Below are 23,340 nucleotides of genomic sequence, written 5' to 3'. Positions count from 1 at the left end.
TCCCACTCCACCGCATGCGGCGCGAGATGCTCGACCGCGAAATCACGGGCAGTATCGCGAATCGCCCGCTCGTCATCGGACAACGTGAACATACGAATCGATCCTTTCAGATCAGGGAAGTTGGAAGTACTATAGTTGGACATCCATGCAATAATCCAGTTGTACTTTCATCCGCATCGAATGCAGGGCAAATCGGCGAGGAGGCCCCATGAGCACTGCTCGCGACACGCTGGCGTGCGATGACGCACCGGATCTGTCGGCCACCACGTTGGTCGCGGCCGTGCTGCAGGCGCAGAAAGCGATCCTGCGTCAACTCGATGCCGTGCTGAGCCCACTGGGGTTGTCCTTCCCGCGATACGAGGTTCTCGCGCTGGTGAGTGCCGCTCCCGAAGGCGTCGTTCCCATGGTCCGCCTGTGGCGGACCCTCGATCGGCATCCGACGACCATCGGGTCGCTGGTCGATCGTCTCGAGGCGGCGGGTCTGGTTACCCGGGCCACCAATCGCGCCGACCGGCGCGAGACGCTCGTGGCGATCACCGAGAAGGGTCGCGGCACGACGTCGGCGGCGGCGAGTGCCATCGATCAGGTCTCCATGGCGGACGCGGATCTCATGCGCCGACTGAGCGTCGATCTGCGCACGTTGATCGCCTGCCCGACACCAGAGGATGCGATCGGTGACAGACCTCCGCACTCGCCTCTCGAGCACCCCGACACGAAGCACACCGCATCATGACCGGCGTCGGTGCGGAGGGAACCGCGGGAGCCCCCGCCAAGCCTGCAGGCATCGATACGCGCAGTATCCGGTCCGACGATCTCCGGTATCTGCTCGCGGTCGCGCGCAGTGGACGACGCCGGTCGGCGGCGATGGATCTGGGGGTCGACCACACCACGGTCTCACGCCGGGTGCGGGCACTGGAAAAGGCGTTGGGAGTGCGCCTGCTGCAGCGCAGCGCCGACGGCTGGGAACTGACCGACGTCGGGCGGTCGGTGGCGGAGAAGGCGCGGCTGATCGAGGAGGCCGTCCAGGAGACCGCCGACGTCGTCTCCGGCATCAGCGAGAACCCCCTCCGGGGAACCATCCGGGTCACCGCTCCGGACGGATTCGGGCCGATGTTCGTCGCACCCGCGCTGGCGAAGCTGCGCATGAACCACCCGCACCTCGTCGTGGAATTGATCACAGCAACAAGGCAATTGAACCTCCAGCCCGCGGGATTCGACATCGCGGTCGCCGTCGGAACACCCATCAGCAGCCGGCTGGTGTCCGAACGGATCTGCTACTACTCGCTGGGTCTGTACGGCAGCGAAGAATACCTGCGCGACTACGGTGAGCCGACCACGATGGACGAGTTGACGGCGCATCCGCTGATCTTCTTCGTCGACTCCCTGCTGCAGGTCGGCGACCTCGACCTTCAGCGTCACCTGCCCGGAGTGACCGCAAAATTCATGTCCACCAACATCTTCGCGCACCTCTCCGCCACCCGCGCGGGCGGCGGCATCGGCCTGTTACCGGCATTCATGGCCGACCAGCACCCCGACCTGCGGCGCATCATGGCCGATACGGTCGACGTCCGACTGGCCTTCTCCCTCGCTGCGCGCCGGGAAAGCTTGACCAACCCCGCCGTGCAGGCCGTGCGACGAGTGCTGCACGAAGAAATCCTCCGGCGAAAAGACGAACTGCTGCCGAGCCGCACGAAGACGGGGTAGGTCGTCGGGCGTCCGCCCTCCCGCCCGATACGGGACAATCGGCGGATGGAATTGACGCTGATCGCCGTCGTGGTCGTAGCCAGCATCGTTGCCGTCGCGGCTTTTTCGCAGCGCCTCGGGCTGGCCGCGCCGCTGAGCCTCGTCGTCGTCGGCATCGGCCTGAGTTTCGTGCCCGCAGTTCCGGACGTCGAGATCGAACCCGAGTGGATCCTCGCCGGGGTGCTTCCTCCGCTGCTGTACTCCGCTGCCGTCACCATGCCGGCGCAGGACTTTCGCCGGAACTTCAAGGCGATCAGCGGGCTCGCGGTCCTGCTGGTGGTCGTGACCACGGTCGGTGCGGGAGCACTGTTCCAGCTGCTCATCCCCGATCTCGGCTGGGCGACGGCGCTCGCGCTGGGCGCGGTGGTCAGTCCCACCGACGCCGTCGCCGCCACGTCGGTGGGACGCAAGCTCGGGCTGCCCTCCCGGCTGCTGACCGTCCTCGAAGGCGAGGGGCTGGTCAACGATGCATCGGCGCTGGTGTTGCTGCGCTCGGCGATCGCGGCGACGGCTGGTGCGGTGTCCCTCTGGCACGTCGCCGGCGACTTCGTGTACTCGGTGGTGATCGCGACCGTGATCGGCGCCGTCATCGGACTCGTCAACGTGCGGGTCCGCGGATGGTTCAACGACACGGTGCTCAACACCGCCGTGTCGTTCGTCCTCCCGTTCGTCGCCTTCATCCCGGCCGAGGAACTCGGCGCGTCCGGTGTGCTGGCCGTCGTGGTCACGGGACTCGTCACTGGTCATCAGAGCCCCAAATACCTTCGCGCCGAGAATCGCATCACCGAGGAGATGAACTGGCGCACGATCGCGTTCCTGCTCGAGTCCGCCATTTTCCTCGTCATGGGCCTGAGCCTCGAGCATCTCCTCGACGAGGTGCAGGATGCCGGTCTGCCGTCGGGGCAGGGTCTGCTGATCGGGCTCGCGGCAACAGCATTGGTGATCGCCGTCCGGATGCTGTTCGTGGTGCCGCTCGTCGCGATGCTCGAGCGCGACGAACGACGCGCCGCCGAGCATCTCCCGCGCCTCGCGATGTGGCGAGAGCGTCTCAGCCTGCTCGACGAGCGGGAGGACGTCAACCCGCACCGCATGGCTCGTATCACGCGCCGCGTCGACCGGGCCGGCGCCGACATCGACTTCCTGCTCAACGAAACCCTCGGGTGGCGAGGCGGAGTGGTCCTCGCGTGGTCGGGCATGCGCGGCGCCATCACCCTCGCCGCGGCGCAGACGCTCCCCGACGACACCCCGTACCGCGCCGAACTGATCCTCATCGCCTTCGTCGTCGCCGTCACCACCCTCCTGCTCCAGGGGCTGACCCTGCCGATGGTCATCCGCTGGGTGAAGGTTCCCGGCGACGACCAGAACCGGCTCCGCACCGAGTACGCAAACCTGCTGTCCGAGCTCGCCGACTCCGCCGAGCAGTCGCTCGCCACGGTCTCCGACGCCACCGATCCCGAGGTGCTGGAACGCGTTCGCGCGGACAGCCTCATCGGCAGACGCGAAGCCAGCGGAGCCTCCGCACCCAGTCCCGACCACGACATCCGACGCGAGGAATATCTGCGCCTGCGACTGCTCACCATCTCCGCCGAACGCGACACCTTCCTCGACGCCCGCGCCCGCGGCGTGTACAGCTCGCAAACCCTCAACGCCGCACAGCGACGCCTCGACCTCGAGGAAACGCGACTCCAGTCGATGAGCGAACGACCCTGACGGCGATTCGCCGCAGCGCCTCCGCGGCTGTGCGAGACTCGACATCGTAGGTTGGCTCGCGGAACCACCGTGTGATGCGGAGGGCAACGATGGTGCGATCGGTCTCCGAGGATGATTCGGCCGAGGGCGCGCGCGAGGTGTACACGCGCATCCGTGCCGCCCATCTGCACGATGTGCAGGCAGCATTCGAAGACCACGTCGCGCGGCTGGAGTGGACGCGGGTGCAGATCGAGCGGTACCGAGACCAGCGACTGCGTGCCCTCCTCGCCTTCGCCGCCGAACGGTCTCCCTTTCACGCGCGCCGATTGCGTGGTCTCGATCCCTCCTCGGCCACGGTTGCCGACCTCGCCCGGCTACCGATGATGACCAAACGCGACGCGCAGGACGAGTGGGACGCCATCGTCACGGTGGCCGACCTGGACCGTCAGGGCGCCGAACGCATACTGGCTGAGCAGCAATGGTTTTCGTACACGCAATCGGGCCAGCAGATCTTCAGCTCGGGCGGCTCCAGCGGCGTGCGCGGCGTGTACGTGTGGGATTGGGACTTCCTCGTCTCCGCCGGATGCCTGGCCTGGCGGACGCAGGCGCGGGAGGAGCGTCGCGGGCAACCGATGCCGGGTGCGCGCCTCGCCGTCCTGACGGCAGGCGGTCCACCGCATGCGAGCACACCGTTGTTCGACGTGCCGACCGCGCCGGGGATGAGCACGGTCGTGATTCCGGCGGGCGCACCGTTCGACGAGGTCCTCGCGGCCGTGGCGGCCGCGCGACCCACCCACCTCGTCGGCTACGCGACGGTGATCGGGCGCCTCGCCCGCTCCGCCGTGGCCGGTGAATTGCGCATCGGTCCGGTGCGGGTGAGTACCAACTCCGAACCGCTGCTCGAGGAGGATCGGAACGCGATTCGCGAGGCGTGGAACGTTCCCGTGCACAACTTGTGGGGATCGACCGAGATCGGGGTGCAGGCGGTGGGGTGCGGGCACGGCGAGGGGCTCCACGTCTGCGAGGACGAGGTGGTCCTCGAACGTGTCGACGAGAACGGGACACCGGTCGCCGCCGACGCGCCCGCCGCGCGCACGCTGGCCACCGGCCTCGCCAACCGCACGTTTCCGTTCATTCGCTATGACCTCGGGGATCAGGTCGCCTGGCTGCCCGGCGAGTGTCCGTGCGGGAGCGCATTCGCGCGCGTGGCCGACATCGGCGGCCGGCGCGACGACGATTTCCGCTACCCGTCGTGCACGATCCCGGCGAGCGTCTTCCGGCACGTCCTCGGCACGGATCCGCACGTGTCCGAATATCAGGTCCGGCAGACCGCGGCCGGCGCCGACATCCTCGCCGTCGGTGCCCCCGACGTGGACCGGTTGACGCAGTCGGTGATCGCCGCGGTTGGGCGGCACGGTTTGAGCGATCCGAAGATTGTGATCCGCGTCGTCGACCGTCTCGAGCGTCTTCAGACCACCGGGAAGCTGCCGCGATTCATTCCCTTGCGCTGAGCCGGCCGAGTGCGGCGAGCGTCGCCGCCTCGACGGTCATCACGACGAACTCCCGTCGCCGGGCGTCCCGCTCGCGCCGATCCGACGGCGGGGTCGTGAACAACTGGTCCGCGGTCTGGAGCGCCACCCACCCGTCGACGAGGGTGATCACGCTGATCAGCAGGTCCTGGGCGGCGGTCTCGGAGAGTTCGGGCACCGCCTCCCGGGCGGCGGATACCAGTGACTGCGCGTGCCGCCGCCGCGATTCCTCCGCGACCGGTGTCTCGAGTTCGAGGCCCTCCCAGAACAGCAGGCGGGAGAAGGCGGGGTGCGCGCGCTGGTGATCGAATCTGCGTCCGGCGTAGTCGGCGACGGCCGAGGCCCCGTGACCGGACAGTTCGACCGCGGCCAGGGACGTCGCCAGTTCGCGCTCGAGGACGGCGCTGAAGAACGCTTCCTTCTTGCCGAAGTACTGGTAGATGCGCTCCTTGTTGACGCCCGCCTTCTCGGCGATCCGGTCGACGCGCGCGCCGGACAGTCCGAACGCGCTGAACTCGGTGACACCCGCCTCGAGCAGAAGTCTCTTGGTTCGTTCGGTGTCCCACGCCATGGGCCGATCCTAGGGCAATCTCCAACTGTTTGGTTGCAAGTGGGCCTGCGGTCCCTTACGCTGCAAACCGCAACTAACCGGTTGGAGTTTCCCCGAGGAGGGCTGCCGCAGGATGGAATGTCTCGCACTCGCTTCTGCCGTGGTCGAACAATTCGCACCGACCGCGGTACGGGGCAGCGGTCACCAGGCCGGACAGCATTCCGCGGTCGTCCCCGCCGCCGCCCCGTCCGTCCACGTCCGGGTCGCGGTCACCTGGGTGTCCATCTTCCCGCTGGTCACGTTGGGGATGACCGCGATGACGTTGCTGGGTCCGCGTGCGGCCGCCTGGCCCACCTGGTTGCGCGCGTTGATGCTCACCGGCGTCGTCGTTCCCACCGCGGTGTATCTCGTGGTGCCCCGGGTGCTGGCCCTGTCCGTCCGGTGGATCACCCGGCGGCACCGTCGCGCGGCGGAGCGCTACGACCGAGCGCCCTACGCCTGAGGGACGCGCAGGATCAGTGCGTCGCCCTGTCCGCCGCCGCCGCAGAGCGCGACCGCGCCGGTGCCCCCGCCGCGGCGCTGCAATTCGAGGGCGAGGTGCAGGGTGATCCGGGCGCCGGACATTCCGATGGGGTGGCCGAGGGCGATGGCGCCGCCGTTGACGTTGACCCGGTCGGCGTCGACGCCGAGTTCGCGGGTGGAGGCGATCCCGACCGCGGCGAAGGCCTCGTTGATCTCGATCAGATCCAGCTCGGCGGGTGAGATGCCGGCTGCACTACAGGCTTTGGCGATGGCACCGGAAGGCTGGAACTGCAGACCCGAATCCGGTCCGGCGACCATGCCGTGCTCGCCGATCTCCGCCAGCCACGTCAGTCCCTCGGCCTCGGCGCGTTCCTTGCTCATCACCACCACGGCGCACGCACCGTCGTTGATCGTCGACGCGTTCCCGGCGGTCACCGTGCCGCCGTCCCGGAAGGCGCCGCGCAGTCGCGCCAGGGTCTCGGCGGTGGTGTCGGGGCGGATGCCCTCGTCGCGGCGCAACCAGGTGCTCTCACCCCGGCGGGCGGGGATCTCGACGGGCACCACCTCCTCGTCGAAGATTCCGTTGTCCCAGGCCTTGGCCGCCAGCTGGTGCGAGCGGGCCGCGAACGCGTCCTGGTCCTCGCGGGCGATGACGTCCTTGTCGTTGCCGGCCTCGGTGAGCAGGCCCATCGGCTGGTCGGTGAACGCGTCGTGCAGACCGTCGAGGGCCATGTGGTCGACGAGGGTGACGTCGCCGTACTTGAAACCGCCCCGTGACCCGGGTAGCAGATGCGGTGCCTGGCTCATCGACTCCATGCCGCCGGCGACGATCACGTCGAACGCACCGGACCGGATGAACTGGTCGGCGAGGATGATCGACTCGACCCCGGACAGGCACACCTTGTTGATGTTCAGCGACGGCGTGCTCATCGGAATGCCGGCCTTCGCGGCGGCCTGACGGGCCGGCATCTGCCCGGCGCCGGCGGTCAGGACCTGCCCCATGATCACGTACTGCACCCGGTCGGGGGCGAGGCCGGCCTTGCCGAGCGCCGCCTCGATGGCGATGGCGCCGAGGTCGGCGCCGGAGAAACCGGCGAGGGAACCCTGCAGCCGGCCGATCGGGGTGCGGGCGCCGGACACAATCACAGAAACGGGCATGCGCGGAAGGCCTTTCTCGGGTGGTGGGTGCGTCAGTTCGCGGCGAGGGTGCGGCTGATGACCAGACGCTGAATCTGGTTGGTGCCCTCGAAGATCTGGGTGATCTTCGCTTCCCGCATGTACCGCTCCACGCGGAAGTCGCGGGTGTAGCCGTAGCCGCCGAGCACCTGGACGGCGTCGGTGGTGACCTTCATGGCGGCGTCGGTGGCGACGAGCTTGGCGACGGACGCGTTGCGGGAGTACGGCAGTCCGGCGTCGCGGCGGCGGGCGGCGTCGATGTACGTGGCGCGCGCGGAGTCGACGGCGGCGGCCATGTCGGCGAGCAGGAAGCCGAGGCCCTGGTGGTCGATGATCTTCTTGCCGAACGCGGTCCGCTCCTGGGCGTAGGCGACGGCCTCGTCGAGCGCGGCCTGGGCGAGACCGACAGCGACCGCGGCGATGCCCAGCCGACCGGAATCGAGTGCGCTGAACGCGATCTGCAGACCCTGACCCTCGGCGCCGATGCGTCGTTCCGCGGGCACGAAGGCGTCGTCGTAGTGCGCGGACGTCGTCGGCACGGCGTGCAGGCCCATCTTCTCCTCGGGCTTGCCGAACGTGAGGCCCTCGGTGTCCTTCGGGACCAGGAAGCAGGAAATGCCCTTCGAGCCCTCACCGGTGCGGGCGAAGAGGTTGTAGAAGTCGGCGATGCCGCCGTGGGTGATCCACGCCTTCGCGCCGTTGACGACGTATCCGCCGTCGGTGGCGGCGGCCTTGCACGCCAATGCGGCGGCGTCGGATCCGGCCTGCGGCTCGGACAGGCTGTACGCGCCGACGGTGTTGCCGCCGAGCATGTCCGGGAGCCACTGCTGCTTCTGCTCGTCGGTGCCGAACGCCATCAGCGGGTGGCAGGCGAGGCTGTGGACGCTCACCGCGACCGCGACGGCGGCCCAGCGGGCGGCGATCTCCTCGAGCACCTGCAGGTACACCTCGTACGGCTGCGCGCCGCCGCCCCACTCCTCGGGGTAGGGCAGGCTCAGCAGTCCGGCCTCGCCGAGCGTGGCGAACACGCCCTCGGGATAGGTCTCGGACTTCTCGTGCTCGTCGACGATCGGCGTCAGGACCTTGTCGGCGACGTCGCGCGTGAGCTGGATCAGGTCACGGGCTTCGTCAGTAGGCAGCAAACGATCGACGGCCACGGTTTCTCCTCGAGAAGGCTACGGAAAGCAGTACTGGATTACGGCCCAGAGTACTGATTGCGAAATAGTACTGCAAGGCGCCGCCCAGTACTATTTCTGCCATGGAGCAGCCCACTCGACCCGGTTTCGCCACGCGACGGCGCACCCAGCTCTTCGACGCCCTCGTCGACCTCTTCCTGGTCGAGGGGTTCGCACACCTGACCCTCGACGAGATCGCGAACCGGCTGCGCTGCTCGAAGTCGACGCTGTACACGCTCGCCGGCAGCAAGGAACAGCTGGTCCGGGCCGCCACGGTGCATTTCTTCCGCCGCGCGACCGACGACGTCGAGTCGCACATCGAGCCGATCACCGGGGCCCGCGAGCGGATCACCGCCTACCTGTCGGCCGTCGGCAACGCCCTCGCGGCCGCATCCGACCAGTTCATGGCCGACCTCGACGCCTTCCCGCCCGCGCGGGAGGTGTACGAACGGAACACGCAGTTCGCGGCGGCGCGGGTGCAGGAGCTCATCACCGACGGCGTCGCCGGCGGGGACTTCCGCGACGTGCATGCCGCGTTCGCCGCCGACCTCGCCGCCACGATGATGGTGCGCATCCAGCAGCGCGGGGTCCGCGACAGCACCGGACTCGACGACGCGCACGCCTACGCCGAACTCGCCGCCATCCTCACCGGCGGCATCAGCGCCTGAGCCGCGTCACCGGGTTCGGGTGCCGAGGAGTTCCGCGGTTCGCCGCAACCGCATCAGGACCTGCAGGTCGAGGGCCTGGTCGGGATTCCGCCAGTCGGGGCCGAGGAGACGATCGATCGCGTCGAGACGCTGGTAGAGAGTGTTGACGTGCACCCCGAGGCTCGCCGCCGTCGCCGAATGAGCCCGGCCGTGCGCCAGGTACGCCGACAGCGTGTCCATCAGTGGCACTCCCCGTTTGGCCTGCTCCGCCATCAACGGTCCCAACTGGGCCCGGGTCAGTTCATCGAGATGCTCGCGCGCCAGGTGGCTCAGCAGGATCCGGTAGATGCCCAGGCCCCGCGCGGAGCACACCTCACCCGCGCGGCCGAGCGTGTCGAGCACGTCGACGGTCTGCTGCGCCTCGACGTAGGCGTGTGCGAGCGCTTCCGCACCGCGCGCGGGTTCGGCGATCCCGATGGTCGCGTCGAGCAGACCGGAGGCGAACACGGCCTGGACCGCGGCGGAGTCGTCGGCCGGCACCACGGCCAGTACGCGGGAACCGTGCTCCGCCGCAACGGTTCCCGGGGGAAGCGGCAGGGCCTCGAGAGCGGTCCGGATCGATGTGTCCCGGCCCGCGGCGATCGCGACCGCGATGCAATACGCGGTATCCGGGTTCAGTCCGGCCAATCGCAATTGCCGGCGCTCGTCCTGGGCGCCGGTAGCGGGGTGGGTCAGCAGGTCGACGAGAAACGCGTCCCGCGCACGACGCGTCGCCTCGCCCGCGGCACGCTCCTCTGCTAGCGACAATGCGATCGCGGGTGCCGCACGTTCGAGCAGGAGGCGGGTGGTCGGTTCGTCCGCTCCCACCGTCAGGAGTGCGCCGAGCATCTCGCCGGCCGCTGCGACGCGCTGCGCCTGCACCACGCCGCTTTCGGCGTGGTCCCGTCCGCCTCCGCGCAGCTCCCGGACCGTCGACGCCGCATCGTCGGCGTGCGGTAGCAGTTCCCCGGGCAACGCCGATTCGTCCAGTACGAAATACGCCGGATGCCTGCAGAGGTGCGCGACCTCCTGCACCAACCGCTGCACCCCCGCACCCAGCAGCACCACCTGGGTCAGCGTCCGATCCCACCGCAGAATCTGTTCGAGTTCGGTCGTGCGCTGCGACAGTTCGGCATTCACCGATTCGAGCCGTGCGACGGTGTCGCGCTCCCGCTCCAGCGAACGGACGTTCTCGATCGCGATCGCCGCGTGTGCCGCCAGCGCCGACAACAGCGCGATCTCGGATTCGGTGAAGACCCGCTCCTGACGCTTGCACGCGAACAGCGCACCGATGACGCGATCGGCCACCCGGAGCGGCACCCCGAGCAGACCCCGCATGTTCTCGGAGCGGGCCGCGCTGTCGGCGCCGGTGATGTGCCGGAAGGCCGGTTCGCTCTGGTAGTCGGGCGTCCATTCCGGTGCGGATCCGCGGACGATCAGGCCGACGAGGCCTTCGTCCAGCGACAGGCGGATTCCGACGAGATTCGGGGTGAGTGCCCCGCTCGTGACCTCGATGACGAAAACCTCGTCGTATACCGACCCCACGTAGGCGAGATCCACGCCGAGCAACTGCCGTGCCTGATCGACCACTTCCTGCAGCAGCACCCGGTGGTCGCGGACGGTGGTCAGCCGGACGGCGATGTCGTTGAGCGCCGCGAGTTCCCTGCTGCGCTGACGTCGTTGGTCGAGTTGCGCCCGCAGCCGGAGTGCGGCGTTGGCTTCACGCTCCACCGCGGCCCGGTCGGACGCGTCGGATCGTTCGATCGACGTGCGCCGGAGGGCGTCGAGTTCGTCGATGGGTGCGTCGTCGAGCAGTAGTTCCAGCCAGCCGCGGTCGCCAGTACTCACTGGTGTCTCCATCCATGCATTTCCGGATTCGGTAGATGAAATCTACATTGGCCGAGATCTGGATCACAGCTATGTTCGAGACATCACCTTCTCGCCCGTAAAGGACTGGTTCTCGCCATGTTGATCGATGCACTGTTGGCATCCCTCCCGGCGGATCGCGTCGTCCGCGACCCCGACGTCGTCGCGAAGTATCAGCACGACGAAGCCGAGTGGGCGCCGTACTCCGCCCCGCTCGCCGTCGTCAGGCCGCGCACCGCCGAAGAGGTCCAGGCCGTGGTGCGCGCGTGCCTCGACCACGACACCGCGATCGTCACCCGGGGTGCCGGAACGGGCCTGTCCGGTGGGGCGAACGCGACCGACGGCTGCATCGTCCTCGCACTCGAGGGCATGAACGCGATCAAGGAGATCGATCAGCTCGAGCGGTACGCCGTCGTCGAACCGGGCGTGGTGAACGACGATCTCCGCGCCGCGTGCGCCGAACACGGACTCTGGTATCCGCCGGACCCGGCCAGTTCGCCGTGGTCCACGATCGGCGGGAACGTGGCCACCAACGCGGGCGGTCTGTGCTGCGTCAAATACGGCGTCACCCGCGACTACGTCCTCGGCATGCAGATCGTCACCGGCACCGGTGAACTCGTGCGTCTCGGACGCAGAACCGCCAAGGGGGTGGCCGGTTACGATCTGGCGGGCCTCCTGGTCGGTTCCGAGGGAACGCTCGGCGTCATCACCGAGATCACCGTCAAGTTGCGCCCGCTCCAGGACCCGCAGCGCACGGTCGCCGGATACTTCGACTCCATCGTCGACGCGGGTCGGGCCGTCAGCGCGGTGGCCGCGGCGGGTCTCACTCCGTCGGCGCTCGAATTGGTGGACAAGCAATGCCTCGTCGCCGTCGACGCCTGGAAGAAGATGGGGCTGTCGGTGGAGGCGAACGTCGTGCTCCTCGGTCGTGTCGACACCGCCGGGGTGGTCGGCGATCAGGAAGCGGAGAAGATGCTGTCGTGCTTCGCCGAAGCCGGGGCGACGTGGTCTGCCGTCTCCACCGACCAGGAGGAGGCGGACGCACTGTTCGCGGCGCGCCGCCTGGCCTATCCGGCCATGGAGCGGCTCGGTCCGGTACTCACCGAGGACGTGTGCGTCCCGAAACGGGCTGTCCCCGAGATGCTTGCACGCATCGAACGTATCGGCATAGCCCACGGAACCACCATCGCGAACATCGCCCACGCCGGCGACGGAAACCTGCACCCGCTGCTCATCACCCCCCGCGACGACGAGGCCGCCCGCGCCCGGGCTCAGGCCGCGTTCGCCGAGATCATCGACGCCGCGCTGGAACTCGGCGGCACCGTCACCGGCGAACACGGGGTCGGCCTCCTGAAGATGGACGGCCTGTCCCGGGAGCTCGATCCGGTGGTGCTGGAGATGCATCGATCGGTGAAGAACGCCCTCGACCCGCACGGAGTTCTGAACCCCGGCAAGATCTTCTCGTAACCCACCCCAGGGCATGAACGCCTGTCGCGCAGAGCTTTCCACTGTGCGCGACACGGCGATCCGACCCGTGCCCCATTACCGGAAAGTCGAGTCATCCATGTCGTTCGTACTTCAGAAATCCGAGATCGAGGCGAGGGTGGTCCGGAAGGTCGCCCGACGGCTCATTCCGTTCCTCGGCCTCGCCTATTTCGTCAACTACCTCGACCGAACCAACATCGGTCTGGCGAAGTTGACCATGAGCGAGGAACTCGGACTCACCGAGACCATGTTCGGTCTCGCCTCGGGCCTGTTCTTCATCGGGTACCTCCTGTTCGAGGTGCCGAGCAACCTCGCGCTGCACAGGTTCGGCGCACGCCGGTGGATCGCCAGGATCATGCTCACATGGGGAATCGTCGCGGCGGCCATGGCCTTCGTGCCCAGTACCGGCTGGCTGTATTCGCTGCGCACGCTGCTGGGTATCGCCGAGGCGGGCTTCTTCCCCGGTGTCCTGCTCTACCTGACCCTGTGGTTTCCCCGCGCCTACCGGGTGCGGCTGATGGGACTGTTCCTTCTCGCGCTCCCGGTGTCGTCGGCGCTCGGCGCACCGCTGTCGAGCGCGATCATCCAGTACTGGGACGGGCTGTTCGGACTGTCCGGCTGGCGCATCATGTTCCTGGTCGAGGGAATACCCGCCGTCCTGCTCGCCGTGGTCACCTGGTTCTACCTGACGGACCGGCCGTCGCAGGCCACGTGGCTCGACGACGACGAAAAGATCTGGCTCACCCGTGAACTCGACTCCGAGGCATCCGAGTCCGGCTCGCACGGGTCGGTACGCCGGGCACTGACGGATTCGCGGGTGTGGATGCTCGGACTCGTCTACTTCGGGATCACCTACGGCTTGTACTCACTCAGCTTCTTCCTGCCCACCATCGTCGCCGGTTTCAAGAAGACGTTCGACACCGACTTCTCGCTGTTCACCACCGGGTTGATCGTCGCGGTCCCGTTCGCGATCGGTGCCGTCGCAATGGTGTTGTGGAGCAGTCACTCCGACCGGACGGGGGAGAGGATCTGGCACGTCGCCGTTCCCGCCTTGATAGGAGCCGTCTCCATTCCGGTCGCCCTGTACATGCAGTCGCCGCTCACCACGATGATCGCGGTGACGATCAACGCGGTCGGGGTGTTCTGCGCGCTGCCGGTGTTCTGGTATCTGCCCAGCACGTTCCTGACCGGTGCGGGGGCGGCCGCCGGCATCGCCGTCGTCAACTCCGTCGGCAACATGAGCGGTTTCGGTGCCCCGTATGTCACGGGATGGCTGTTCGACGCCACCGGCAACTCACGCGCGGGTCTGTGGGTCGTCGGGGCCGTCATGCTCGTCGCGGTCGTGCTGGTGCTCGTGCTCAGAACGCGGGTGAGTTCCACCCGTCCTCACCTCTCCTCGGCGATCCGCTCGAGCAGCGGACGGGTGCGGTAGGGGATGGCGTCCCGCATCGCGACGGCCACCGTGGTGCGCTCGATCCCGGGCACGGCGAGGATGAGACCGGCCACCCGGTACAGATCGTCGGCGTCGATCGCGACCACACCGATGTGCAGGTCCGCCACCCCGGAGATGCCGACCACCTCGACGACCTCGGCGATGTCCCGCAGGTGCTCGATCACGTCCTCGAGGCGATGCTGGTCGACCACCGCGGTGACGAACGCCTGCAGGGGATACCCCAGATCGCGGGGTGACACGCAGCGGTCGACGGGTGCGAGCACGCGCTGTTCCTCCCAGCGAGACATCCTTGCTTGCACGGTATTCCGGGCCATGCCGAGCAGCGACGCCAACTGCACGCCGGTGGCCCGCGGTGCGTCGCACAGAGCGATCAGCAGGCGGGCATCGGTCCGGTCGAGTCTCGTCATATAGGGCAGTATGCCCGACCTTACGGCCGTGGTCTGAGCATTCTGCTCAGTGGACACTCCGGCTCTACCGCCTGCGCTAGAGCCTTGCTGGGCGGACACCTCCGGTCTGCCGGCCTTCACTTCGTATATCCATGCGCATCGAACTGACCAAGTCAATAGATCCAGTATCCGGTAGCCTTGATGGTTACTGAGGTATCGGAGAAGCGAGGAGCGAAGATGGCACGTCTGCCGGCCGGGCAACGCCGAGAGGATTACATCACCGCGGCGGTGCAGATTATTGCCGAACGCGGTGTGCATGGCGCGACCACTCGACGCATCGCGGAACGTGCGCAGGCACCGCTTGCGAGCTTGCACTACTGCTTCCATACGAAAGAGGAACTGTTCCTCGCCATCTACGACGATATGGCTGCGTCGCAGATGAGAGATGGTTTTCACGTACGCGAAGGCTCAGGACTCGGCCGGGCGGCGGCTGCACTTCTGCGTCAGATCGCAGCATGGTTCGCGACGGAGGACGTATACGCGCAGGCTCAATTGGAATTGTTCTTCTGGGTCTTGAGGCAAGACAGCGACCTGGGGAAGCAGGTGTATCAAGTCCATCTAGACAGGCTTGAAGGCTTACTGCGTCAGGGGTTGAGGCCCGACGACGACGTCAAGTTGGTCGAGGTTCTGGCTCGAGCGCTCGCTTCAGTCGCAGATGGTCTGGTTCCACAATGGCTGACCTTCAAGGATCCGGTCATGCGTGACACGACAGTCGATGTCATCGCCGAATCCCTGGAACGCCTCGCCGACGCGCACCGAATCCCGCAGACGACGGCAGCCGGCTGAAACCCAGCAAGATTCCGGCTACCGTCCGACTGTGAACCCCGGATTGTGAGGGCTGGCTCAGGTGGCCAGTGGGTCAGAGGGCAATTTCCTCCTCGCCTCGGATTGGGGCGGGTGCGGAGGGGGTGGGGCGCCGGCGTCGGCCGGACATCACGAAGACCGCGAGCACGAGTGCGATCACGACGACGATCACCCATGACATGGCATCGCTCGGTGGTGCCGGAGGATTGATCACCCCGTTGAGGTAGACCCAGGCCATCGTGATGCCGCCGAGTGCAGAGCACACGAGGATGAGGGGATGTTTCGTCCTGGCGCGAAGCATCAGAATGATGGCGCCGACGGTGATGAGGATGTACGGGGCGACCCATGCGTACACGATCAGTGGCGCGCCGGCGTAGTACGCCTCCGTCACGGTTCCGGTGACGGCCATGACGGCGGCGATGTCGGCGAACCCGAGTACCGACAGAACGATGATCGCCACATGCGGAGTCTGGAACTTGGTGTTCACCGCGGTGATTCGTTCAGGCAGCAGTTTGTCGATTCCCAGCGTCATGATGAAGCGGGCGCCGTAGTTGACGAACCCGATGAGCGCCGCGAAGCACGCCACGGCGAGCACCAGGTCGGTTGCCGTGGCGACCGCGGATCCGAGCCCGGCATTGAGCGCCAACGCTGCCGGCGCCGACATTCCGGCTTCGAGATCGGACGAAGCGGCGATGAGCCCGGGCACTTGCAAGATGGTGCAGAGCAAGTACAGGACACCCAGCACCACGGGCACGGACATCACCGCGAGTGGAATATTGCGTCGAGCATCCCGGGTTTCGGCGGCCAATGCCGTGCAACTTTCGAATCCGACAAGGAACGTGGTGCCGGCGGCCACACCCTGCAGGATCCCACTGACGCTGATGCCGTCGAAGTCGAACTGCTGGGACAGGTCGAGTCCCGTATGCACTGCGCTCGCGATGGTGATGATGAGGACGAGTGGAATCGACAGCGCAGCGAGGCCGACCGCAACCCGCACCGACGTGTCCAGACCGCGAATAGCGACCATAGCCGCGATGACGATCGCGCCGAGAATGATCGCCGATTGCGGGCCGAAATCGAGAGCGTTCTCGAATCCCCGCGAGATGAGGAAGCTACCGGTAAAGATGCCGACGATTCCGCCGATCCCACCCACCTGTAGGACGAACCCGACGAAGAGTGCTGCTGCGGTGAGATATCGGGCCCACGGTCCGAAGACCTCGGCAACATAGCTGTACAGCGAGCCGGTGCTGACAAATCGGCGAGCAAAGGTGATCACGGACAGCCCGACGAAGATCACCGCAAGCGCACCCAGCAGGGCGGACGGCCACGCCGCCGTGCCGGCGGTCTCGAACATCAGAAGCGGTACGAGCGCCATGCCGACCGCTGGAACGAACGAGGCAAGGGACAACGAAACCAGTGGTATCCGACCGAGATGACCGGTGTCGAGATCTCCGACTCCCGACTGATGGGGGTGCTCGTTGCCATGGGGCGATGCAGTATCGACCATGCGACTACTCCTAGAAGGTTTCGCGACAGACGTCGCGTCGATGGGGGCGGCCCCGCGGGCGGCCCTCCGGGTCGGTGCAGCGAATCCTCGACGACCGGTGCCAAACTGTTCAAACGATTCGGTCGGAAGACCTCCAGATGATTGCAGCATGTCCGGCTGTGGTCAATGCCACAGTCGATATTACTCGCCGCACGGGTTGGTCGGGTGCGATGAGGGCAAGGGGGCCGGGCCTTCGCGACCTTCGTGAGCTGTGCGATCTTCCTGCTGGGCGGCATGTGAAGCCGGCTTCCGGTGTGAACGACAACGCGGTCATGGGTAGCGCCTGTGGATGGAACAGCAATGACTGCTGGCCATTGACAAAATCGCTGTGAGCGGTTTAACGTCTGATCATAAGACTTGGGCAAATGATCAGACTCTTCCGGTCGCATCGACAGGGCGCCCGGTTGAATCCAGCCCGCGACTGCGTCGTAGCACCCGCGATGCACCGAATTCTGAAGGACGATCATGCGCAGCACAATGAATGACGGACCGCTATCGCTCGCACGCCTGCTGCGCTATGCCACCACCGCGCACAGCGCAGCAGTAGTGTCGACCTGGACCGGCGGCGGCTGTCGGCGCCGAACCCTCGGCGAGCTGGCTCCCCGAATGGCTCAGTTGGCGAACGTGTTACAGGGCCTCGGCGTGGGACGGTCGGATCGAGTGGCCACTTTCATGTGGAACAACAGCGAGCACCTCGAAGTGTATGCGGCGGTGCCTGCGATGGGTGCGGTGGTGCATCCGCTGAACATCCGGCTCTCGCCCAGTCAAGTGGGCTTCGTGGCAAACCATGCCGAAGATCAGGTTGTGATCGTCGATGCTTCACTGTTGTCCGCGTTCGGACAGGCGTTGCCGATGATGACGACGGTGCGGCACGTCGTCGTGGTGGGCGTGCCCGCCGAGAGGTTCCAGGCGCCCGCGCACGTCGCGGTGCATGATTACGAGGAGCTGCTCGCAGACCGATCGGAGACCTACTGCTGGCCGGATATCGACGAGCGATCGGCTGCCGCCATGTGTTACACCTCCGGGACCACCGGAGATCCGAAGGGTGTTGTCTACTCGCATCGTTCGCTGTACCTGCACGCGCTGCACGTCACCACGTCCATGGGAATGGGATTGAGCGCCCGGGACACCTGCCTGGTCATCGTGCCCATGTTCCACGTCAACGCCTGGAGCTTGCCGTATGCGTCGATGCTCTCCGGCGCGTCGCTACTCATGCCCGATCGCTTCCTGCAACCGGAGCCGCTGCTGGCGATGCTGGCGGCCGAACGCCCGACCATCGCCGCGGCCGTGCCGGCGATCTATACCGGCATACTGCAGACCCTCGCGCGTACGCCGCAGGACCTCACACACCTGCAGCGGGTCTTCGTCGGCGGATCGGCGGCACCGTTGTCGTTGCTGCAAGCCTACGAGGACGAGCTCGGTGTCACGATGATCCAGGGGTGGGGCATGACCGAGACATCGGCGGTCTCTGCCACCGCGGCACTGCCCGCGGGTCACTCCGGTGACGATCCGTGGACGTATCGCGCGACGCAGGGCCAGTTCGCGCCGCTGGTCGACTACCGGCTGAAGAACGATGCCGGTGAGGTTGTCGCCAACGACGGTGTGTCACTGGGTGAGCTTCAGGTGCGGGGTCCGTGGGTCACGGCGGAGTACTACGCGCGGGATGACACCGAGCGGGATCGGTACGCCGGGAGTTTCGACGGTGATTGGCTGCGGACCGGCGACGTCGGTCGGGTGTCGCCGGACGGGTATCTGACTCTGGTGGATCGCGCCAAAGACGTCATCAAGTCCGGCGGGGAATGGATCTCGTCGGTCGAGCTGGAAAACGACCTGATGGCACACCCGCATGTCGCAGAGGCGGCCGTGTTCGGTATCCCCGATCAGAAGTGGGACGAAAGGCCATGTGCGGTGGTCGTCCTCGAGGAGGGTGTGGAACGCGATCCGAAGGTGCTCCGCGACCATCTGAGTGGGAATCTACCCAAATGGCAATTGCCCGACAGCTGGGTCTACATCGACGAGGTGCCGAAGACCAGTGTGGGCAAGTTCGACAAGAAGCTGCTTCGGCAGCAGTTCGTCGACGGCGACCTCGAGGTCGTCAGTTCCGAATAGTCGAGTGGCTGAAATTCATATCGAATCCATTTAAAGAGCACTTCCGCCCGCACATCTTTGAAGGAGCCATCGTGGCAGGTTTGACCACCCTGGAAGCAAGCGCCCCACTGGAAGACGTGATCGCGTACATCGAGCGTGACGGCGGCGTCATCATCCGCGACTATTTCGACGGCGAAACACTGAAGGAAGCCCGAGCGGAGACCGATGCCGCGCTGGAGACGGCGGCCTGGGGCCAGGACGACTTCTCCGGACAACGGACCAAGCGCCTGTACGGCGTCTTAAAGCACGCCACGTATGCCGCCACGGCTGCACGTCACCCGATCTACAACGGCGTGGCGGCGCATTATCTGGAGCGCACCCGGCCGATCCTGCTGGGTGAAGATCAGGTCGAGATGGTACCGAACTACCAGATCGGGGTCACCTCGATCATCGATATCCACCCCGGCGAGGGCGCGCAGCCGCTGCATCGGGATGACAGTGTGTGGCAATGGCGCCACCACGACGGCTACAACCAGGCCCGCGTCCAGCTGATGGTCGCCATCACCGATTTCACCGCAGAAAACGGAGGAACAATGGTGGTTCCGGGCAGTCACAGGTGGGACGACACCCGGGCACCGAAGATCGACGAGGCCCTGCCGACGGAGATGGCCGCGGGGTCGGCGTTGATCTGGGTGGGCGGCACCTATCACGGCGGCGGCACCAACAACTCCGACAGCAACCGGATCGGATTCACCATGGGCTTGGATCTCGGATTTCTGCGTCAGGAAGAGAACGCCTTCCTCACCTACCCGCCGGAGATTGCGAAGACGTTCGACGAGGACATTCAACGGCTGCTGGGCTACTCGACCTGCCCACCCAATACCGGATTCGTCGGCCACGAGGGCATGATGGCCGATCCGATCTTCTTGCTGAAGGAAGACGCTGTTGCCGAGTAGCACTCGTATGGATTCAGGAGAGAGAATGCAAACTGTATCGGTTGTCCTCGTGGGACTCGGCAGCGTTGGCGTCGACGTCGGTCGGACGCTGTGCCGACGTGAGGACTGCGCCGTGGTGGGCGCGCTGGACATCCAGCCTGCCCTGCATGGCCGCGATGTCGGCGAGTTGCTTGGCGTGGGTAGCTCCAAGGGCGTCGTGGTCGGCTCCATCGACGCATTGCCGAAGGCGGACGTGGCGTTCGTCGCGACCACGTCGTTCGTCGAGCCGATCGAGCCGCTGGTCACGGACTTGCTTTCGCATGGCTACAACGTCGTGTCGATATGTGAGGAATTGGGATACCCGGCGCACGCTCATCCCGAGTTCTCGGCGCGGGTCGACGAGGTAGCCCGCGCACACGGCCGCAGCGTGGTCGGCACCGGATGTAATCCGGGCATGTTGATGGACACCCTGCCGTTGCTGCTCAGCAGTTTGACTCAGCGCGTCGAGAGCGTGCAGATCGAGCGGGCCACTCAGATGGTGCATTACGGTCACATCCTCGGGAAGTTCGGCATCGGCCTGACCGAGTCGGAGTTCGTGCAGGCCCAGAACGAGGGCCGGGTCATCGGACACGTCGGATTCACCGAGAGCATCGCGGCATTGGCATCGGGACTGGGGTGGGTGCTGGACACGATCGAGGTCGACAGTCCGGCACCGGCATTTCTCACCGACAGTGAGCGGATCGGTGACAATTTCATTGTGGCGCCGGGAACAATTGCAGCGGTCCGCCATGCCGCCCGGGGGATTCGAGACGGCGAACCCGTCATCGAGGTCGCGGTCCATTTCGGCTTCTTCGAAGACGGCGACCCGGTCGTCCCCGGCGACCGGTGGCTGATCGAGGGTGAGGAGCAGACTCTCGAGTTCATCGCGCCGCGTGGGCTGGACAGCCTGCAGTCGACTGTCGCGGTCGCGTCCAACGCGATCACTGCGATCGTCGATGCGATGCCGGGTCTGCGCACCATGGCCGATCTTCCGGTTGCGGCGATTGCGTCGAAAGGTGCCCATCGAATCCAGTCCACGACTGTGGCGTAGCACCTACCCCGAGTTCGAACACAGTGCAGGGGCGGTGTCGATCCGCTGCGGATGCCGTGCAGTTCCAGATCGGAACTGCACGGCATCCGTGCTATTCGGCTGAGAGCTTGACGACCGCGGCGAGGTCCTCGTTCGCGAGGCCTGCGGCGACCGCCCGGTCGAATACACCCGTGGTCGCCCGAATCATGGTGGCCGGGCCGTGCGGTGCCATGGTGTCGAGGAAGGTCCGTCCGGCCTCCTGGTAGACGGTGAGTGTCGCCCGCTCGGTGGTGAAAGTGCCGGTGTCCAAGCGGTTCAGGATGTCGTGAATCTCCTCGGAGAACTGATCGAGGGTGTGTGGCAGTAGGGACCGGAGCGCGTCGGTGCTGACACCGGCGTTGCCCATGTACCGGACCGCCTCGATGAACGCCACCATGCTGGACATGTAGAAGGCGCCGACCAAGCCGGCGTCCATGACGTTGGCTGCGCCGTGGACGGTGCCGACATGCAGTGCCCCTCCGGCCAGCGCCCGGACAATGTCGCTGTGCGCCGTCCAGAGTTGCTCGGGGCCGGCGATCAGGATACGGGCCTCGGCGCTGCCGATCTGCTCGGGAAAGCAGAGGATCGCGCCGTCCAGATACGGCACGCCGTGTTCGGCCGACCACGCCGCGAGTTCGTTTGCCTCGTCCGGCAAACCGCTCGTCAGATTCAAGATCGTGCCGGCGACCCGGGCGGGGTCGATCTGCGCGAGCAGGGCACGGACGTCGTCGGTCGTGCTGACGCAGACGATGGTCAGGTCGGCATTCTCGAATGCCGACCTGACTTCCGTGAGGACGGTGGCGCCGGCACCGGCCAATCGCACGGCGCGCTCCGGGCTGCGATTCCAAATTGTGGCCGAATACTGCTTCTCGAGCGCAACCCGGGCTATCGCGGACCCCATGTTTCCGCACCCGATCACGGCCACATCGAATTGATTCGTCACATCCATACGCGCACTCCTCTAGTCAACCGAACAGAACAGATCGGGAACTCGCCTCGGCCCAGCCGGCTTCGGAGACTGCCGGAGCGCCGCTGACCGCACTAATCGAACTGCAGCACCCCGTCGTCGGGATCGGCGCCGAGGATCTCCTTGGTGAGCTCGTGTACCTGCGGGTTCAGCCACGGGAGCCGATCGCCCTGCGACGGCATGTGATCCAGGTACCGCTGAAAGTATCCCGAGGTCACTCCGGTCATCCAGGGATCGCGCGGCATGTTCTCTTCGCCGGGACGCAGCACCGGGGTCACCGATTTGGCGCCCAGCTTGTCCATGGTGGTGAGCAGCGCACTCCAGAACTGGTTGACCAGTTCGAGTCGAAGCGTCCACGACGAGTTCAGATAACCGTGTGCCTGCACAAGATTTGGGACGCCGCTGAACGCGACACCCTTGTAGGTGTAGGTAGTGCCGAAGTCGACCGGGTGCCCGTCGACGGTGAACTCGACCTTGCCGAGGGTGCACAGGTTCAGTCCGGTGGCGGTGACAATGATGTCGGCCTCCACCATTTCGCCGGACTCCATTCGGATGCCGTGCTCGGTGAACTCGGCGATGGTCCCGGTCGCCACGTCGGCCTGGCCGGCCTTGATCGCTTCGAAGAGGTCGCCGTTGGGGACCAGGCACAGGCGCTGGTCCCACGGGTCGTAGGACGGGGTGAAGTGCTTCTCGCGGAACTCGGATCCGACAATCGCGTCGATCGCGTCGAACAGCGGTTTCTTGAACTCGTCGGGATGGTTGCGTGCGAACTGATAGTTGATCTGTTGCTGTTCCAAGTTGCGCAGGCGCACCATGTCGAATGCGGCCTCGTCGCCGATCTCCGCACGCAACTTGATGGCGTCCTCGTCGACGTCGCTGTCGATCGCGACGTACGAGGGCGAACGCTGCACCATGGTGACCTTGGTGGCGGTGCCGGCCATCGCCGGGATCAGCGTGATGGCTGTGGCGCCGGAGCCGATGACGGCGACGTTCTTGTCACGGTAGTCGAGATCTTCCGGCCATTCCTGGGGGTGGACGATCGGGCCCTCGAAGTTCTCTTCGCCCGGGAATCGCGGTCGATAGCCGTTCTCGTTGTCGTAGTAGCCCGAGGCCATGTACAGGAATGAGCACGTGATCGTGTCGTAGCCCGCGGGCGACCCGACCTGCACCGTCCAGGTGCTGGTCTCGCTGGACCAGTCTGCGCGCAGCACGCGATGATTGACGCGAATGAGGGGACGCAGATGGTGCTCCTCGACCGCTTCGTCGAGGTATTCGAGGATGGTGTGCCCGGCGGCGATCGTCTTCTCGGCCCGCCACGGCTTGAAGCTGTAGCCGAGGGTGAACATGTCGCTGTCGGACCGGATGCCCGGGTACCGGAACAGGTCCCAGGTTCCACCGAGGTTGTCGCGCTTCTCGAGCATGACGAACGTCCGCTCGGGGTGGGTGGTACGCAGTTCGACCGCGGCGGCTATGCCGGAAAGTCCCGCTCCCACGATTACGACGTCGACGTGCGAGTTTGCTGGCTCCATGAAGTCACTCCCTACCGACCGGGTCGGTTGCTACCGATACCGG

General features: G+C 66.3%; 21 protein-coding genes. 12 read left to right on the top strand and 9 right to left on the bottom strand.

Translation table 11 applies throughout. The features are described from left to right. On the bottom strand, positions 1-92 hold a 92-nt coding region (locus ACFTWF_RS42185), incomplete at its 3' end, for an acyl-CoA dehydrogenase family protein (protein WP_378467017.1). Between the two features lie 116 nt (positions 93-208). Between ACFTWF_RS42185 and ACFTWF_RS42180 the strand changes: the two genes are divergently transcribed. The 4 genes from ACFTWF_RS42180 to ACFTWF_RS42165 all read left to right on the top strand — a co-directional run bounded on the left by ACFTWF_RS42180 (position 209) and on the right by ACFTWF_RS42165 (position 4,943). Beyond that, positions 209-733 (top strand): MarR family winged helix-turn-helix transcriptional regulator, encoded by a 525-nt coding sequence (locus ACFTWF_RS42180; protein ID WP_378467016.1) that lies wholly within the window; start codon positions 209-211, stop codon positions 731-733. After that, entirely contained in the window at positions 730-1,704 is a 975-nt protein-coding gene (locus ACFTWF_RS42175; protein WP_378467015.1) for a LysR family transcriptional regulator, read from the top strand. Before ACFTWF_RS42180 ends, ACFTWF_RS42175 begins: the two co-directional genes overlap by 4 nt. A 45-nt stretch (positions 1,705-1,749) precedes the next feature. Then, positions 1,750-3,453: a cation:proton antiporter gene (locus ACFTWF_RS42170; protein ID WP_378467014.1), complete on the top strand. Its 1,704-nt coding sequence runs from the start codon at positions 1,750-1,752 to the stop codon at positions 3,451-3,453. An 89-nt stretch (positions 3,454-3,542) separates the two neighbouring features. Further along, entirely contained in the window at positions 3,543-4,943 is a 1,401-nt protein-coding gene (locus ACFTWF_RS42165) for a phenylacetate--CoA ligase family protein (RefSeq protein ID WP_378467013.1), read from the top strand. Here ACFTWF_RS42165 and ACFTWF_RS42160 read toward each other — a convergent pair. Further along, on the bottom strand, positions 4,927-5,532 hold the full coding sequence (locus ACFTWF_RS42160; protein WP_378467012.1) for a TetR/AcrR family transcriptional regulator: 606 nt from the start codon (positions 5,530-5,532) through the stop codon (positions 4,927-4,929). The two genes, ACFTWF_RS42165 and ACFTWF_RS42160, sit on opposite strands and share 17 nt — an antisense overlap. A gap of 112 nt (positions 5,533-5,644) precedes the next feature. On the opposite strand from ACFTWF_RS42160, the gene ACFTWF_RS42155 reads away from it, so the two are divergent. Further along, complete coding sequence (locus ACFTWF_RS42155) at positions 5,645-6,013, top strand: hypothetical protein (protein ID WP_378467011.1); 369 nt, start codon at positions 5,645-5,647, stop codon at positions 6,011-6,013. Here ACFTWF_RS42155 and ACFTWF_RS42150 read toward each other — a convergent pair. Together ACFTWF_RS42150 and ACFTWF_RS42145 are read right to left on the bottom strand one after the other, a co-directional pair. After that, complete coding sequence (locus ACFTWF_RS42150; protein WP_378467010.1) at positions 6,004-7,191, bottom strand: acetyl-CoA C-acetyltransferase; 1,188 nt, start codon at positions 7,189-7,191, stop codon at positions 6,004-6,006. The genes ACFTWF_RS42155 and ACFTWF_RS42150 overlap by 10 nt on opposite strands. Before the next feature lie 32 nt (positions 7,192-7,223). Beyond that, positions 7,224-8,366, bottom strand: a complete 1,143-nt coding sequence (locus ACFTWF_RS42145; RefSeq protein WP_378467009.1) for an acyl-CoA dehydrogenase family protein — start codon at positions 8,364-8,366, stop codon at positions 7,224-7,226. Positions 8,367-8,467: 101 nt separating this feature from the next. On the opposite strand from ACFTWF_RS42145, the gene ACFTWF_RS42140 reads away from it, so the two are divergent. Beyond that, positions 8,468-9,052, top strand: a complete 585-nt coding sequence (locus tag ACFTWF_RS42140; RefSeq protein WP_378467008.1) for a TetR/AcrR family transcriptional regulator — start codon at positions 8,468-8,470, stop codon at positions 9,050-9,052. 6 nt (positions 9,053-9,058) lie between these two features. Here the strand turns inward: ACFTWF_RS42140 and ACFTWF_RS42135 are convergent, their stop codons facing one another. Continuing rightward, on the bottom strand, positions 9,059-10,930 hold the full coding sequence (locus ACFTWF_RS42135) for a helix-turn-helix domain-containing protein (protein ID WP_378467007.1): 1,872 nt from the start codon (positions 10,928-10,930) through the stop codon (positions 9,059-9,061). A 105-nt stretch (positions 10,931-11,035) separates the two neighbouring features. Between ACFTWF_RS42135 and ACFTWF_RS42130 the strand changes: the two genes are divergently transcribed. Further along, a complete protein-coding gene (locus tag ACFTWF_RS42130; RefSeq protein ID WP_378467006.1) occupies positions 11,036-12,403 on the top strand; it encodes an FAD-binding oxidoreductase in 1,368 nt (455 codons plus the stop codon). A gap of 97 nt (positions 12,404-12,500) precedes the next feature. Next, entirely contained in the window at positions 12,501-13,853 is a 1,353-nt protein-coding gene (locus ACFTWF_RS42125) for an MFS transporter (RefSeq protein WP_378467005.1), read from the top strand. On the opposite strand, the gene ACFTWF_RS42120 is transcribed toward ACFTWF_RS42125, so the two are convergent. Beyond that, positions 13,808-14,281: an Lrp/AsnC family transcriptional regulator gene (locus tag ACFTWF_RS42120; RefSeq protein WP_378467004.1), complete on the bottom strand. Its 474-nt coding sequence runs from the start codon at positions 14,279-14,281 to the stop codon at positions 13,808-13,810. The two genes, ACFTWF_RS42125 and ACFTWF_RS42120, sit on opposite strands and share 46 nt — an antisense overlap. A 216-nt stretch (positions 14,282-14,497) precedes the next feature. On the opposite strand from ACFTWF_RS42120, the gene ACFTWF_RS42115 reads away from it, so the two are divergent. Beyond that, positions 14,498-15,106 (top strand): TetR/AcrR family transcriptional regulator, encoded by a 609-nt coding sequence (locus tag ACFTWF_RS42115; protein ID WP_378467003.1) that lies wholly within the window; start codon positions 14,498-14,500, stop codon positions 15,104-15,106. A gap of 73 nt (positions 15,107-15,179) precedes the next feature. Here the strand turns inward: ACFTWF_RS42115 and ACFTWF_RS42110 are convergent, their stop codons facing one another. After that, positions 15,180-16,631, bottom strand: coding sequence for an APC family permease (locus ACFTWF_RS42110; protein WP_378467002.1), 1,452 nt, complete (start codon positions 16,629-16,631; stop codon positions 15,180-15,182). Positions 16,632-17,135: 504 nt separating this feature from the next. On the opposite strand from ACFTWF_RS42110, the gene ACFTWF_RS42105 reads away from it, so the two are divergent. From ACFTWF_RS42105 to ACFTWF_RS42095, 3 genes are all read left to right on the top strand, one after another. After that, positions 17,136-18,779, top strand: coding sequence for a fatty acid--CoA ligase (locus ACFTWF_RS42105; RefSeq protein ID WP_378467001.1), 1,644 nt, complete (start codon positions 17,136-17,138; stop codon positions 18,777-18,779). 71 nt (positions 18,780-18,850) lie between these two features. Next, a complete protein-coding gene (locus tag ACFTWF_RS42100; RefSeq protein WP_378467000.1) occupies positions 18,851-19,714 on the top strand; it encodes a phytanoyl-CoA dioxygenase family protein in 864 nt (287 codons plus the stop codon). A 25-nt stretch (positions 19,715-19,739) separates the two neighbouring features. Next, a complete protein-coding gene (locus tag ACFTWF_RS42095; protein ID WP_378466999.1) occupies positions 19,740-20,783 on the top strand; it encodes a dihydrodipicolinate reductase in 1,044 nt (347 codons plus the stop codon). A 91-nt stretch (positions 20,784-20,874) separates the two neighbouring features. Here the strand turns inward: ACFTWF_RS42095 and ACFTWF_RS42090 are convergent, their stop codons facing one another. Both ACFTWF_RS42090 and ACFTWF_RS42085 read right to left on the bottom strand, forming a co-directional pair. Next, complete coding sequence (locus ACFTWF_RS42090; RefSeq protein WP_378466998.1) at positions 20,875-21,750, bottom strand: NAD(P)-dependent oxidoreductase; 876 nt, start codon at positions 21,748-21,750, stop codon at positions 20,875-20,877. A gap of 92 nt (positions 21,751-21,842) precedes the next feature. After that, on the bottom strand, positions 21,843-23,297 hold the full coding sequence (locus ACFTWF_RS42085) for a flavin-containing monooxygenase (RefSeq protein WP_378466997.1): 1,455 nt from the start codon (positions 23,295-23,297) through the stop codon (positions 21,843-21,845). Positions 23,298-23,340 lie beyond the last annotated feature (43 nt).

This window comes from Rhodococcus sp. NPDC056960 (genome assembly GCF_042674125.1).
Lineage (GTDB): Bacteria > Actinomycetota > Actinomycetes > Mycobacteriales > Mycobacteriaceae > Rhodococcus_F.
Note: the sequence above shows the minus strand (reverse complement) of the source record. Positions and strands in the feature narration are given on the sequence as shown.